This is a genomic window from Butyrivibrio sp. WCD2001, from assembly GCF_000424485.1.
Classification (GTDB): Bacteria; Bacillota; Clostridia; order Lachnospirales; family Lachnospiraceae; genus Butyrivibrio.
Map to the genome: position 1 here is coordinate 94,662 of NZ_AUJZ01000005.1, position 14,406 is coordinate 109,067.

12 protein-coding genes and 1 pseudogene are annotated in these 14,406 nt (G+C 43.2%); 11 read left to right on the plus strand and 2 right to left on the minus strand.

What is annotated here, in order from left to right; genetic code table 11:
* The first annotated feature begins 182 nt into the window (after window positions 1–182).
* Window positions 183–1,592, plus strand: a complete 1,410-nt coding sequence (locus G630_RS0105365) for an MFS transporter (protein WP_044958767.1) — start codon at window positions 183–185, stop codon at window positions 1,590–1,592.
* A 69-nt stretch (window positions 1,593–1,661) separates the two neighbouring features.
* Here the strand turns inward: G630_RS0105365 and G630_RS0105370 are convergent, their stop codons facing one another.
* The gene (locus G630_RS0105370) at window positions 1,662–2,744 is read right to left on the minus strand and encodes a helix-turn-helix domain-containing protein (RefSeq protein WP_242829908.1); all 1,083 of its coding nucleotides are present in this window, start codon (window positions 2,742–2,744) and stop codon (window positions 1,662–1,664) included.
* 83 nt (window positions 2,745–2,827) lie between these two features.
* On the opposite strand from G630_RS0105370, the pseudogene G630_RS20835 reads away from it, so the two are divergent.
* Window positions 2,828–3,049: pseudogene (locus G630_RS20835) on the plus strand (methylglyoxal synthase); the annotation flags it as partial.
* A 51-nt stretch (window positions 3,050–3,100) separates the two neighbouring features.
* Here G630_RS20835 and G630_RS0105380 read toward each other — a convergent pair.
* Window positions 3,101–4,087, minus strand: a complete 987-nt coding sequence (locus tag G630_RS0105380; protein ID WP_026497990.1) for an AraC family transcriptional regulator — start codon at window positions 4,085–4,087, stop codon at window positions 3,101–3,103.
* A gap of 224 nt (window positions 4,088–4,311) precedes the next feature.
* Here G630_RS0105380 and G630_RS0105385 point away from each other — a divergent pair, with 224 nt between their 5' ends.
* The 9 genes from G630_RS0105385 (at window position 4,312) to G630_RS0105435 (ending at window position 14,393) form a co-directional block, all read left to right on the plus strand.
* Complete coding sequence (locus tag G630_RS0105385) at window positions 4,312–5,562, plus strand: L-rhamnose isomerase (RefSeq protein WP_026497991.1); 1,251 nt, start codon at window positions 4,312–4,314, stop codon at window positions 5,560–5,562.
* A gap of 16 nt (window positions 5,563–5,578) precedes the next feature.
* On the plus strand, window positions 5,579–6,427 hold the full coding sequence (gene rhaD, locus G630_RS0105390; RefSeq protein ID WP_022762121.1) for a rhamnulose-1-phosphate aldolase: 849 nt from the start codon (window positions 5,579–5,581) through the stop codon (window positions 6,425–6,427).
* Window positions 6,428–6,502: 75 nt separating this feature from the next.
* Window positions 6,503–7,954, plus strand: coding sequence for a rhamnulokinase (gene rhaB / locus G630_RS0105395; RefSeq protein WP_026497992.1), 1,452 nt, complete (start codon window positions 6,503–6,505; stop codon window positions 7,952–7,954).
* Between the two features lie 462 nt (window positions 7,955–8,416).
* Window positions 8,417–9,253 carry a polysaccharide deacetylase family protein gene (locus G630_RS0105410; RefSeq protein WP_026497993.1) on the plus strand — a complete coding sequence of 279 codons (837 nt, stop codon included), beginning with the start codon at window positions 8,417–8,419 and terminating at the stop codon, window positions 9,251–9,253.
* Window positions 9,254–9,790: 537 nt separating this feature from the next.
* Window positions 9,791–10,510 carry a gamma-glutamyl-gamma-aminobutyrate hydrolase family protein gene (locus G630_RS0105415; protein ID WP_026497994.1) on the plus strand — a complete coding sequence of 240 codons (720 nt, stop codon included), beginning with the start codon at window positions 9,791–9,793 and terminating at the stop codon, window positions 10,508–10,510.
* Window positions 10,511–10,759: 249 nt separating this feature from the next.
* Window positions 10,760–11,596: a sugar phosphate isomerase/epimerase family protein gene (locus tag G630_RS0105420; RefSeq protein ID WP_026497995.1), complete on the plus strand. Its 837-nt coding sequence runs from the start codon at window positions 10,760–10,762 to the stop codon at window positions 11,594–11,596.
* Window positions 11,597–11,669: 73 nt separating this feature from the next.
* Window positions 11,670–12,959, plus strand: coding sequence for a Gfo/Idh/MocA family protein (locus G630_RS0105425; RefSeq protein ID WP_022762115.1), 1,290 nt, complete (start codon window positions 11,670–11,672; stop codon window positions 12,957–12,959).
* An 87-nt stretch (window positions 12,960–13,046) separates the two neighbouring features.
* On the plus strand, window positions 13,047–13,919 hold the full coding sequence (locus G630_RS0105430; RefSeq protein ID WP_022762114.1) for a sugar phosphate isomerase/epimerase family protein: 873 nt from the start codon (window positions 13,047–13,049) through the stop codon (window positions 13,917–13,919).
* 30 nt (window positions 13,920–13,949) lie between these two features.
* Complete coding sequence (locus G630_RS0105435) at window positions 13,950–14,393, plus strand: C-glycoside deglycosidase beta subunit domain-containing protein (protein WP_022762113.1); 444 nt, start codon at window positions 13,950–13,952, stop codon at window positions 14,391–14,393.
* The last annotated feature ends 13 nt before the right edge of the window (window positions 14,394–14,406 follow it).

Here is a 14,406-nt window from a genome sequence, read left to right on the forward strand (position 1 = left end):
GGAATCTAAAATATTAGGCCGGATTATTATTGGGGATTTTTATTTATATTTATGCATCTTAAAAAATGTCGGATATCGATAAACATATTACATGGAGCAGGAAGTATTACCTTGCTATTATAATCTCACAAAGCAAAAAACATTGTTTACCACATTTAAAAAACATGAAAAGGAGAAGGACAATGGGGAACAATAGTAATTCTACAAATAAAGCAGAAGTCGGTGGTGCCTTTAGATGGTTCCATGCTACTTCCGTAAACGGCGGCGCGATGATGGTAGCTGCAGTACTGGCAAGTTATCTGTCTGTTTATATGACGGATACATTAGGGATTCCGGCAGCTATATGCTCAGTAATAATGTTTATAGCAACTCTCTGGGATGCGATAAACGATCCGATGATGGGTGTGATCGCTGACAGTACACATACAAAGATGGGACGTTACAGGCCTTACTTCCTGTTTGCACCGGTTCTGCTTACATTCTTTGCAACTATGGTCTGGGTAGACTGGGGCTTTACAAATACTACGGCTAAGGCTGCATACATTCTTATTATGTACATCGGCTACGGAATGACAGTTACTATGTACACAATGCCTCAGATGGCAATTCTTCCTGCAGCTGTTAAGAATGACGGCGAGAGAAATAAGATAATCACAATGGGAGCAGGATGTTGTGCCGCAGCATTTACAGTAGGTAACACCTTTACTCCAAACATCACAGGCTTCTTTAACAGCCTTGGATTTTCAAATGGCTATGTGCCCTACATGATCATTTGCGGTATTCTTTCATTTATTTCCTTCTGGGGACTTTTTAAGGCTTCAAAGGGACAGGAGAGATATCTTGCAAAGCCTGAAAAGAATCCTCTTAAGGGAATTGGAATGGTATTAAAGCACAAGGAAGTATATCCTAACATCATTGCCTGGGTAATGGCTTCAATGGGATATGGACTTATGTTTTCATCATCAGTTTACTACATGATGTATTACTACCAGAGACCTGACCTTATAGGTGCATACATGGGTGTTATTTCAATCGGCGCACTTATTTCAATGGTTGTTGCAATGCCAATCGTTCTTAAGATATTCAAGAGTGGACAGAGAGCACTTTGCTTCTCTCAGGTGACAACAATAGCTTTATATGTAGTTCTTTTCTTCTTCGGAAAGACAAACTTTACTTTCCTTTGCGTGCTCACTTTCATCGCATCTGTAACAGGAGCTATGCAGAACGCACTGGTTAATATTCTTGTAAATGATACTATTGATTTCATCATGTACAAGGAAGGAAAAACAGCAAACGGACTTGTTTCATCAATCAAGGGATTTGCACAGAAGTGCGGTAATACAGCTACAAGCTCAGGCATACTTGCAATCCTTGCAGTATCAGGATATGTGGCAGGTGCCATTGGACAACAGCCCGAATCAGCTATGTTTGCTCTTAACTTCATCAAGTTCGGAGCACCCAGCATTACAGGAAGCATTGTTATTCTCTGTGTAGTATTTGGACCAATCAAGCACTACAAGAAAGAGATAGAAGAGATGAAGTCCAAAATGCATGCTGAGGACAGTGAGAATAGTCTGAAGAAGGCTGTTTGATAAGAAAAAAGGGAACTGAGTCCGCATACGGTCTCGGTTCCTTTTTCAGTGTGTGAAGTTTGATTTACATTACTCATGTGAGAATGGAATGAAGGGGCTGTCCTTTTTATTGGACTTTCTGAAATCGGCCGGTGAGCAGCCATAGGTTTTTCTGAATACCCTGGAAAAATGATCGGCGCTGTTATACCCTATTTCTTCAGCTATTTCATTTACCTTCTGGTCGGTATTTATAAGCAGATTTACTGCATCACGCATACGAAGATTCTTAATAAGATCCGTGAAGTTTTTTCCGGTATTCTGCTTTATGAGTGTGCAAAGATGCGGCTCCGAATAGTGAAAAAACTCGGCAAGAGAGGACAACGAAAGTGTCTGATAGTTGTGCTGAATATATTGCAGTACAAGTGAAAAATCAGAATCAATATCATAGTTGTAAAAGGATATTGTCTTGCTGTAGTTTCGGAGAAGATTAGCAAAAAATAAATTGATTATGTTAATACAGCAGTTGTTACTATACCCGTCAGGAGCCTCTGATTCGATCAGAAGCTTTCGAAGGAAAATTCTGCATTCCATATTGTTTTCAGTAAAGAGCATAAGGTAATTGGGCCTATCATCATTTCTAAGGATGTGCCTGAAAAATCCTGACAAAAGATCCTGATGAAGCATAAGTGAAGTGAAGGTACTTTCGAAGGTACTTTTCCTGATGCAAACGGTATAAACTATGCTGGTTTCATCATCTATGATGTAGTCATGATTGGAGCCCGGAGCAACTATACATACTTCACCTTCGTGCATCTTATGGGCAGTTCCCTCAAAATACAGAGTGCCCGCACCCTTTATCACAAAATCCAGCTCAAAATAATTATGCCTGTGAGCATAATTTCTGGTAAATCGCGGATGACGAATAGTGTAGACATCATAAAACTGAGGAATGATTTTTTCCTCACCCACATAGGAATTGATTGCATGCTCTACATCATAATGAAGAGGTATATTATCCACAAGCTTATCAAATTCATCATCACTTACTGACAGGGCATCTGCAGGAAGCCTGAAAAAAGATGGCGATGTACTAAGAAGCCCCTTTTCATTCATGCGCTGCATCATTTCGGTAAACTGAAGCTTCATACCTGTGCGCTTGTAATATGAATTCATTTCATTTTGGAATTTTCCATAAGTCGTATATTTTTTCATGGCTATATCATAACATACTAAAATTCTTTTGAAAAAATAATGCAGATATTCTTTCAAAGCACTTTTTATGCGGAACAGGTACAACGGCTCGTATGATAACTGATGCAACAAATCTTCCTGTACGCGGTTATAATTCAGGCCCCCTTGGCGGTGACCAGCAGATCGGCACTAAGATAGTAGAGGGGAAAATTGATTTTGTTATTTTCTTTTCAGACCCGCTTACAGCAGCACCTCATGATCCTGATGTAAAGGCACTTATGAGAATTGAAAATGCAATATGATATTAGCTACAGGCAGATGTATTTTGGGATATTTAATCACTGTATAAAACTGTGATTAGCCAGTCGGTAGTCTCTGGGACTGCAGCCATATATTCTGCGGAACAGACGATGGAAAAAGCTGGTGTTGTCATAGCCTACAGAGATAGCGATATCGGCAATAGGTGCATTTGAACGAACAAGAAGAGAGCAGGCCCTTTCAAGGCGCTTCTCCTGAAGGAAATCCTTGAAGGTGTGGCCTGTTTCTTTTTTTATTATGCGACTAATTGTGTATACATCTGCTTTTTCTGTTGCTGCAAAATCCTTAAGAGATGCGGTTTTGTAGGATGTATCAATATAGGAGAGGAGCTTAAGCGTTATCTCCTGTTCATAGGAATTCGAAGCAATATGAATAAGCTCAGAATGATTTGTGAGATTAAGGAAAAGAAGTCCCACAGTGGCCTGGTTTATGGTTCTGCTGTTTTTGTCGGAGTTCAGCATATTCCATATCAGGTTTTCCATTAAATTCTGAATGGGAAGAACATCCGAAACATTAAAATACATGTAGTCGCTGGTCAAATCCCTTCTGGTGAGGCAGCTTATTATGAAGTCTCTAAGGGCGCTTGGCTGAGCTCCCATCATAGGAAGCACCACATCAAAAAATTCCGGAAGTATCATGAAATTAACTGCAATATCATTCTCACCTGCCGGATATATTTCCTGAGTGGCATGCTGATTCAGGAAAAGAAGATCGCCTTCTTTCAGAATAATTTCCTGACCATCCACGATATGTCTTGTAGTACCATTGCACATATAAATGAACTCAACATAGTTGTGAGTATGCTTCGGAAAGTGAATAAAGCGCACATGCGGACGCATATCTATAAGGCGTCCGTTTTTTAATACCCTCGCAGAATCAATCTCATCTGATTTTTTGGACGCTTGAGGACTATAGTACAAGTCACGGTTTATATATTCTTTTCCATCCAGTATGGACTGCTCCTCATCTGTGATAATACTGAGCTTTTGCAGTAATTCTCTGTTCATTTAGGACCTCCGTGAAGGATTATGTCTTTAAATTAACATGTGTGTTTATTATTTGCAATAAAGGACCTATTTTTCTTCAATGTAGGACCTTAAATATTTCGTCTGGGAGTTTTAATATAATTTCAAGATGTTTAAGACGAGAGTTTTTCACGATTGATTTATCTTGGCCAATATTTTTCCGGATTATAAACGGATAGCAAAAAAAGAAGGGAAGGTTACAAAAAATGATAGTTAAGGAAAGATATGAAGCAGCAAAAGAGCGTTATGCAAAGCTTGGCGTTGATACAGATAAGGCTATCAGCGAACTTGAAAAAATCAGTCTCTCAATGCACTGCTGGCAGGGAGATGATGTAGTAGGTTTTGATCAGAAGGGACCTCTTAGCGGAGGAATTCAGACAACAGGAAATTATCCGTATAAGGCTACAACACCTGAGCAGCTCATGCAGGATATAGATGAGGTATTCACACTTGTACCCGGAAAACATAAGCTCAATCTTCATGCCTGCTACGCAGTATTTGAAGGTGATGAATGGGTAGACAGAGATAAATTAGAGCCTAAGCACTTCAAGGCCTGGGTGGATTTTGCAAAGAAGCATGGCATTGGCCTTGATTTCAATCCCACAATGTTCTCTCATCCTATGGCAGAGAATGCAACACTTTCATCCGAGGATGAGACTGTTAGAAAATTCTGGGTAGATCACTGCATTGCATGCCTTAAGATATCAGAGTACTTTGCAACAGAAACCGGCGTACCCTGCATGATGAATATCTGGATTCCCGATGGTTTCAAGGATGTGATTCCGGATCGAATCTCACCGAGAAAGCGCCTGAAGGATTCACTTGATCAGATTCTTGCTACTCCTTATGACAAGAGTAAGGTATATGTTGCAGTTGAGTCCAAGGTATTTGGAATCGGCATGGAATCAGTAACAGTAGGTTCACAGGAGTTCTATTTAAGCTATGCAGCTAAGAACGGAATCATGTGCCTCATCGATTCAGGCCATTTCCATCCCACAGAGAATGTTGCGGACAAGCTTTCATCAATGCTCCTTTTCAATGAAAAGATGGCACTTCACGTAACAAGACCTGTTCGCTGGGATTCCGATCACGTTGTTATATACAATGACGACGCGAAGGAAATCGCGCAGGAAATCGTTAAGAACGGCCCCGACCGTTTCTTTATCGGGATGGATTATTTCGATGCCAGCATCAACCGCGTATCTGCATGGACAAATGGTATGAGAAACTTCCTGAAGGCACTTTTGAACGCAGAGCTTCAGCCTAATGAAAAGCTGTGTGCACTTCAGAATGAGCGTAACTTCACAGAGCTCATGTCACTTCAGGAGCGCATCAAAATGATGCCTGTCGGAGATGTCTGGGATTACTACTGCGAGAAGATGGGCGTTCCCACAGAAGACGAGTGGTTCGACGCCTGCAAGAAATACGAGGACGAAGTGCTCACGAAAAGAGCATAAAGAAAGGAAATATATCATGAAAGTACTTAATTCAGAATTTGCAAAAGGTTTCTGCCGCATGTGTGTAGACGGTTTCTACCAGGGCTGGCACGAGAGAAACGGCGGTAACCTTAGCTACAGAATAAAAGATGAAGAAATCGCATCAGTAAAGGAAGACCTTAAGGAAGACGGAGAGTGGAAAGAAATCGGAACCACCGTACCTGATCTTGCAGGTGAATACTTCATGGTCACAGGCTCAGGCAAATATTTCAGAAACGTGGAGATCGATCCCGCAGCAAATATTTGCATCATCAAAGTGGACGACAAGGGCGAGAAATACCAGATCCAGTGGGGACTTGTGAACGGTGGAAGACCTACTTCCGAACTTCCTTCACACCTCATGAATCTCGAAGTGTGCAAGAAGAGAAACGCAGATATCAGAGTTGTTTACCACTGCCATCCTGCAAATACCATTGCACTTACTTATGTACTCCCTCTTGACGGTGAAGTCTTCACAAGAGAGATATGGGAGATGGCTACAGAGTGCCCCGTTGTATTCCCTGATGGAATCGGCGTTGTACCGTGGATGGTACCCGGCGGACGCGACATCGCGGTTGCAACCTCCGACATCATGAAAAAGCAGGACGTAGCTATCTGGGCACACCACGGCATGTTCGCCTGCGGAACTGATTTCGACATCACCTTCGGACTTATGCACACAGTAGAGAAGGCAGCAGAGGTCCTTGTCAAGGTTATGTCCATGACAAACACAAAGCGTCAGACTATCGAACCCGATGATTTCAGGGCTCTCAATGAACCCTTCGGAATCAAGGTAAACGAAGACTGCCTCTACGAGAAAAAGAGCAACATAATCGGGGAGCGCTAACATATAAGAGCCTTCTCCAGTGGAGAAGGTGGTGCGAAGCGCCGGATGAGGGCATTAAACAAAGGGTATAGCAACATGAATATAAAATACTACTTAGCCGTCGATATAGGCGCCTCCTCGGGTCGCCATATCCTTTCATGGATCGAAGACGGCAAAATTCAATATGAAGAAATACACAGATTCTACAACGGTATGGATGACGAAAGCGGTCACAAGGTTTGGGACACAGGGAGGCTTTTTGAAGAGATCCTTACCGGCATGAAGAAGTGTCATGAGATGGGCAAAGCACCCGCCTCCATGGGAATCGATACCTGGGGCGTTGATTACGTTCTCCTTGATAAAAACGACAACATCATTGGCAGCACTTATGCCTACAGAGATAGCCGAACCGATGGGATGGACGACGAGCTCTATAAGATTATTTCCGAAAAAGATCTTTATGCGCGCACCGGAATTCAGAAGGCTATTTTCAACACAATTTACCAGCTTATGGCTTGCAAAACCAAGGAGCCCGAGAATCTTGAAAAGGCAGAATCGCTTTTGATGATTCCCGACTATCTGCACTTCCTGCTGACAGGGGTTAAAAGGCAGGAGTACACCAATGCAACCACCACGCAGCTTGTAAATCCGGAAACCAACGAGTGGGACATCGAACTTATTGAAAAACTCGGTTTTCCTAAAAAATTATTCGGAAAGCTCTCCATGCCCGGAACCGAAGTGGGAGACCTTTCAAAAGAGATTCAGGAAAAAGTGGGCTTTAACTGCAAGGTCATCCTACCTGCGACGCATGACACAGGCGCCGCAGTCATGAGTGTTCCGAATACCTCGGAGGATGTTCTATACATCTCCTCCGGAACGTGGTCGCTCTTTGGGTGTGAGCTGGAAAAAGCGAACACTTCGGAAACAGCGCGCAGTGCTAATTTTACTAATGAGGGAGGATACGATCACAGATACAGATTCCTAAAAAATATCATGGGCCTTTGGATGATACAGTCCGTGAAGAAGGAGTTTGAGGCAGGCTACAACTATACTTCCGGGGATGGTTGCAGTGATAACGCGGAGGCAGCAGATTATTCCTTTGCAAATCTCTGTGCAAGAGCTGAAAAGGAGACAATCGATTCCATAGTTGATGCCAACTCCGAACTTTTCCTTGCGCCTAAGTCCATGATAAGGGCGATTCAGGATGAGTGTTACAGAACTGGTCAACCGGTGCCTGTCACGCCTTGGGAGATTTCGCGCGTGATTTACAGATCTCTCGCAGCGTGCTACAAACAGGCAGCAGAAGAAATCGAAGAGATTACGGGGAAGCATTTTGACTCCATAAATATAGTAGGCGGCGGATCAAACGCAGAGTATCTGAATAAGCTGACAGCGGGGGCAACCGGCAAGACGATTTATGCAGGCCCTTCGGAAGCAACAGCCATCGGTAACATCGGAGCGCAGATGCTCTCAGACCGCACTTTTGCTGATCTTAATGCCTTCAGACAATGCGTCTTTTCATCCTTTGGGGTTAAAGAATTTAAGTAATTGTCTTGACGACTTTTTGTAGGACACGGGGTGATAAATTATAAGGGTAGCGATGCTTGAAAAAAGTGTTAATAGTAGGGGGATATCATGAAACACAATCGCATTCTATACTTCGCTCCGATACTTATGACTGCAACTATGATGACGTATTTCGGCGTTATGCTGATGCTTGTTCTGATGCTCGCAGAGTAAGGAGTTTAAAAGCAATAATTGGCATTATCATAACAATAATGCCCAAGAACACAGTAGCCGTATATGTTACATTAATATGTAGCATATATGGCTTTTTTATATCATAGGAAATTGCTTTCCTATGATATAAAAACACTCCGTGAGGATGCGCACTCGCGCGAAAGGAATATGTTGCATAAATGCAACCGCGCTCGGCGCGAGAATGCCGCAAGCGGCATTCTTTCTTATTTGGAATATGCTGCTATTATATAGAAAAAAGGAGAAGGAACTATGGCAAATATGATAATGCGCTTTCCCGGAGGCCTTCCGAAGGCGCTTACTTTAAGCTATGACGATGGTGTAGAGCAGGATGAAAAGTTTATTGAAATAGTAGAAAAGAACGGATTGAAGGGAACCTTTAACCTTAACAGCGGTTGTTTTCCTCCGGAGGATGTGAAGTACGAGCCCGGCACAATTCACAGACGCATGCCTCTTAACCGTACGAAGCAGGTTTATGCTAAGAGTAAATGGGAGATTGCAGCGCATGCCTACACTCACGCATCGCTTGTGGGACTTCCCGGGAATATTGCGACAGAGGAGATTGCAAAGGACAGAAAGGAACTTGAGGAGATTTTCGGAACCTTCGTAAGAGGCTTTGCTTATCCTTATGGTGCTTATGATGATACAAGTGTGGAGATTCTTAAGAATTGCGGCATTTGCTATGCGAGAACGGTGGAGGCAACACATGATTTCCATCTTCCCAAGGATTGGATGAGACTGCCTGCAACCTGCCACCACGCTGATCCGGAGCTTATGAATCTTGCAAAGAGGTTTGTCGAGACCAAGGACTGGTGGGATCCGATGTTCTTCTATCTCTGGGGACACACCTATGAGTTCGAACAGTTCGACAACTGGAACGTGATCGAGGAGTTCGCTGAGTATATTGGCGGCCGCGACGATATCTGGTATTGTACCAACATCGAAGCATATGATTACTGCCATGCGTTCAGTCAGCTTATTTTCAACACTGATATGACTATGTGCAAGAATCCGACTTCCAAGGCACTGTGGTTCTCCTATGGCGAGAAAAATGTATATGTTCCTGCAGGAAATACTGTGACATTTTAAGATTAAAGCTTAATGGGGATTGGGGATCGTAGCTGTGTAATACATGAATTATCTTAAGGACTTGGTATTTATGATTTGCAAATTATAGATGCCTGGTCCTTTTTGTGTGGCATTGTTATGTGGAAATCTGCGGAAAAGCTTATTGGTCGGATTTCACAGATGTATTTTTGGTAGGAAATCTGTGTTAATGAATACTTTGATTGTTTCACAGATGAAAAAATATTAGGAATCTGTGGAATGGATAATTTGTCTATTTTCACAGATGAATTATTCTTAGATATCTGTGAAAGGATGTCTTTCTTTGAAAACACAGATGTGCATGATAACAAGAATCTGCGGAATAAGTGAAAAAGTCAAGAACACAAATGCCCGATAAAAAACTCTCTGTGAAGTCGTGTGAAGAAAATGCAAACAATGCAAAAAATATGATATTATTATGAAAAGAGGCAAAGACGCTTTCAGAACGAACGTGGTCTTTGCCTTTTGTTATTTATAATAGGAAGTAAGACAGGACGGATTGATAAAGGGGATAATGAGATGATAGATAAGAGAAAACCAATAATTGGCATATCACCGCTTTTTGATGATGAAAAAGATAGCTTATGGATGCTGCCGGGGTACATGGATGGAATAACGCAGGCAGGTGGAATACCGATAATGCTGCCGTTAACTTCAGATAAAGAGACGATTCGTCAGCTTCTTGATACCGTGGATGGAATTCTTCTGACGGGCGGACAGGATGTATCCCCGGAGATTTATGGAGAAGAGAAGCTTGATAGTTCTGTTGTCTGCTACGAGGCAAGAGACAGCATGGAAAAAGAGCTGTTGGTTCAGGCTCTGGAAAAGGACATTCCTATTCTCGGAATTTGCAGAGGTATTCAGTTTCTGAATGCATATCTGGGAGGGTCGCTCTATCAGGATTTGGGGAAACAGCATCCTTCAGAGACAGAGCATCACCAGAAACCACCTTATGATGTGCCTGTTCACGAAGTAAATATTATAGAAGGATCCGGGCTGCATAAGCTGATTCAGTCAGATAGAATCAGCGTAAACAGCTATCATCATCAGGCGGTAAAGGAAGTCGCCGATTCTTTAAAAGTAATGGCAGTATCAGAGGATGGTCTGACAGAAGCTGTGGAACTACCGGGAAAACGCTTTGTGTGGGCATTGCAGTGGCACCCTGAATTTTCATATAAAAAGGATGACAACAGCAGACGGATATTCAAGGAGTTCGTAAGCCGCTGCTCTGATTGCTGAGTCTTATCTCTGTTATTAAATGAAACATATGTTGCTCATTTGTTGCATGCATTTTTTGCATGCACTTTTTTATTGCAATATTTGTGCCTTTTTTAGAAATCTGAACAAAGAGGAGCTCTTTTCAAAACGATAATATATAGACCATAAGATAACAAAAACGCAAGGAACAAAGCCTTGCATGTAACACATAAGATACCGCATCGAGGCGGTACCGGGAGAGTATTTTATAAGAAAAGAGAGGATATAAAAATGAGCAAACTTCCTGTTGCAATCCAGGTATACGGTCTTCGTGATCTTCTGGAGAACACACCTGAGAACTTCAAGAACATAATGACAAAGATCAAGGAGTTCGGTTATGACGGCGTTGAGCTGGCTGGCCTTTACGGACTTGAGCCCGCTTTCGTAAGAGAGACTCTTAAAGAGGTTGGCCTTACCCCTGTAAGTGCACACGTTGCATTCGCAGACATGATGGATGATCTTGATAAGGTCATCGCAGACTACAAGGAGATCGGAGTTCAGTACCTTGTAATGCCTTACATGGCTGAGGAGTACAGACCGGTTAATCCCGAAGGATTTGAAAAGTTCCTTCCCCTTCTTAATGAAGTAGGAAAGAAAATCCATGATGCAGGAATGACATTCCTTTATCACAATCACGACTTCGAGTTTGTAAAGCTTCCTGATGGAAGATACGGATACGATGCAATGTTCGAGGCAATTGACCACGACAACCTCATGTGCGAGCTTGACACCTGCTGGTGCGATGTTGCAACAGGTCAGGCACCTGAGTTCATCGAGAAGTATTCAAACAGAATCCCGATCGTACACCTTAAGGACTACATCAAGAAGGGTGAAGTTAAGAACATGTACAAGCTCATCGGAATCGAGGAAGAGGAGTCAGAGGGAGATACAGGATACTTCGGATTCCGCCCCGTTGGATTCGGCCAGATGATCTGGGAGCCCGTTCTCGAGGCATCAGTTAAGGCTAATGCAAAATGGGTAATCGTTGAGCAGGATGAGCACTACGATGCAGACGTACTTGAGTGTGCAAGAAGAAGCCGCGAGTACCTCAGGATCTTCGGATGGTAAATCGAATTATATAAAACAATAAACAGTACATTCACGGAAAAAACAATTTCCATTTAAATAAGGGAGGAAAACAATGAACACACCTAAGGAATTAAGAATTGCAATCATCGGTTGCGGAATGATTTCACACCGTCACATGACAGTTATCGAGAACCTCAACAAGAGAGGACAGAATCTTCGCGTAGTAGCTGCTGCTGAAATTGACAAGGACAAGCTTATGGCTTGGGGCAAAAAGTATGGCCTTTCAGAGGATTGCCTCTACCAGGATTTCAGAGAAATGCTTAAGAGAGACGACATCGATGAAGTAGAAGTTTGTGTACACAACAACCTTCACACATCTGTTGCAACAGCTGTTATGGCAGCAGGCTTTGACTGCTATTCAGAGAAGCCCATGTCAGCAAGCTATGCTGATGCAAAGATTCTCTACGATGCACAGAAGAAGTATGGTAAGAAGCTCGCTATCCAGATCAGCTCAATCTACAACCCTCAGACAAGAATTGCTAAGGAAATGATCGCTGACGGAAAGCTTGGTAAGATTTACCATTGCAGATCAGTTGGACACAGACGTCAGGGACGTCCCGGCTATGATATGCCTTTCTTCAGCCGTGATTTCGTAGATCCTAACGTAGGCGTACACGGACCTCTTTTCGACCTTGGTATATATCACATCGCACAGATGCTCTATGTAATGGGCATGCCTGAGCTCGAGAGCGTATACGGCACAACAACCTGTGATTACTGGAGAGATAAGGCAATCGACGATGCAGTAGACTGCCACACACCTGTTGAAGATCTTTCAGTTGCAATCGCTCGCTTCAAGAACGGCCTTTCAATGGATATCTATGAAGACTGGGCTATTCACATGGATGAGATCGGAACAAGCTTCATTGCTGGTTCACTCGGCGGACTTAAGTTTACAGACGTTGACCAGACAGGTGGCCCTATGGCTGTTCCGGAAGGCGGACAGATCGTAGGCGGCGGTGCTCTTCAGAAGCCCAGACTTCAATACTTTGGTGTTGATGAAAAGGGTCGCCTCTTTGATACAAAGCTTGAGTGTGCAATCGACGACGTTACAGGTATGCAGGAGCTCGCTCTTCACCCTGAGATGGCTATGTACAACGACAACCAGCTTCAGTGGTATTCATACCTCCGCGGAGATCTTACAGATGAGACAAGAATTGACTCACCCTATATCGCAATGCAGACAGCATTCCTGTCAGAGGGTGTTATGCTTTCAAATGAACTTGGCCGCAGCGTAACAGCTGAAGAGATCAAGAAGATGTCCAAGTCCATCGCTCTTCGTGAGCAGAAGACAGACTTCGGCGTAATCACATACGACTTCGACGAGTACAAGCCCGAATAAAAAACACCTTAAGCCTTCTCCCCAAGGGAGAAGGTGGCACGAAGTGCCGGATGAGGGGATATAACATTAAAGAAAGGAATATTCAAAATGTATCAGTATAACAAAAAAGGCCCCAAGCGCGGCGTAGCTCTTTACAGCTATTCAGCAGAGTTTGGCCTTACCAAAACACTTGAAGATTGCTTCGAAGATCTCTATGACATGGGAGCTCATGGTATTGAGATTCTTGCAAATACACATATCGAAAACTATCCTTATCCCACAGATGAGTGGGTTGAGAAATGGCATCATCTCTGCGAGAAGTATGAGATCGTTCCTGTTGAATATGGTAACTGGATCGACAGCCACGTTCTCGGTGACAGAGATCTTACAACAGAAGAGTCTGTTGAGATGCTTAAGAGAGACATCCGTCTCGCACACCGCCTTGGTTTTACAGTTATGAGAACCAAGATGCCCGTTATCAACGACCTTCTTGAGCCTGTTGATAACTGGAGAGAGATCATCAAGGGAGCACTTCCGCTTGCTGAGGAACTCGGAATCCAGATGTGCCCTGAGATTCACACACCTTCCAACCTGAAGGGCAAGCTTGTGACAGATTTCGTTGATTTCATAAAGGAGACAGGAACTAAGAACTTCGGACTTAACATTGACTTCTCTGTTTTCCGTACAGAGTTCAAGCCCGGTGAGTGGGTAGATCCCAACTTCACACCCAACAAGCCTGAGGATATCATCCCGCTTCTTCCTTACATTTACTGCTGCCACGCTAAGTTCATCAACATGAGTGATGACTTTGAGGAGACAACAATTCCTTACCGCGAGGTTATCAAGGTAATGGCAGAAAACGGCTACGAAGGATATCTCCTTAGTGAGTATGAAGGTGCTGACAAGTATGACGATGGCTACGAAGTAGGCCAGACACTCAGAAAACACCACATCTTACTTAAGGATGTGCTTGGTGACTAATACCGATTTGCAGAGAAGGAGAGAAATACAATGGAGAAACAGGTAATCCAGTCAGTTGGATTCAGAAATATAAAAGACGCAGAGGGCAATGTTACAGGCTTCCAGTTCAAGGTAAGACTGCCCTATTACAGAGGAATTTTCCTTTCACAGCTTCGTCCCGGCACACTTTTCGTTGACGGTGAGAAGATCGAGAAGGAAAACATCACCTGGAACATCAAGGGTGAGGATTTCACAAACGAAGAGATGGCTTCAGACTTCCATACACATTGGATGACAACAGTTCCCGCTGTTCTGAAGGTTAAGAAGGAAGGCGGCCTTGCACAGGGTTATCACGACCTCAAGTATGGTTTCTGCTGGACATCATCTTATATGCCGCCCATCATCCAGGACGGACTTGATCCCGACAAGGAGCCCATGGTTTACATGCCCGAGTTCGGTCATCACGTAAATGAGAGACGTCTTCTTATTGTTTAATCTGTAATATTTT

What these genes read in the sequence shown, in the direction of transcription:
- G630_RS0105430 (WP_022762114.1), top strand. Translation starts at nt 13,047, where the DNA reads ATGTATCAGTATAACAAAAAAGGCCCCAAGCGCGGCGTAGCTCTTTAC.
- G630_RS0105435 (WP_022762113.1), top strand. Translation starts at nt 13,950, where the DNA reads ATGGAGAAACAGGTAATCCAGTCAGTTGGATTCAGAAATATAAAAGAC.
- G630_RS0105365 (WP_044958767.1), top strand. Translation starts at nt 183, where the DNA reads ATGGGGAACAATAGTAATTCTACAAATAAAGCAGAAGTCGGTGGTGCC.
- G630_RS0105425 (WP_022762115.1), top strand. Translation starts at nt 11,670, where the DNA reads ATGAACACACCTAAGGAATTAAGAATTGCAATCATCGGTTGCGGAATG.
- rhaD (WP_022762121.1), top strand. Translation starts at nt 5,579, where the DNA reads ATGAAAGTACTTAATTCAGAATTTGCAAAAGGTTTCTGCCGCATGTGT.
- G630_RS0105370 (WP_242829908.1), bottom strand. Translation starts at nt 2,744, where the DNA reads ATGAATTCATATTACAAGCGCACAGGTATGAAGCTTCAGTTTACCGAA.
- G630_RS0105410 (WP_026497993.1), top strand. Translation starts at nt 8,417, where the DNA reads ATGGCAAATATGATAATGCGCTTTCCCGGAGGCCTTCCGAAGGCGCTT.
- G630_RS0105385 (WP_026497991.1), top strand. Translation starts at nt 4,312, where the DNA reads ATGATAGTTAAGGAAAGATATGAAGCAGCAAAAGAGCGTTATGCAAAG.
- G630_RS0105415 (WP_026497994.1), top strand. Translation starts at nt 9,791, where the DNA reads ATGATAGATAAGAGAAAACCAATAATTGGCATATCACCGCTTTTTGAT.
- G630_RS0105420 (WP_026497995.1), top strand. Translation starts at nt 10,760, where the DNA reads ATGAGCAAACTTCCTGTTGCAATCCAGGTATACGGTCTTCGTGATCTT.
- rhaB (WP_026497992.1), top strand. Translation starts at nt 6,503, where the DNA reads ATGAATATAAAATACTACTTAGCCGTCGATATAGGCGCCTCCTCGGGT.
- G630_RS0105380 (WP_026497990.1), bottom strand. Translation starts at nt 4,087, where the DNA reads ATGAACAGAGAATTACTGCAAAAGCTCAGTATTATCACAGATGAGGAG.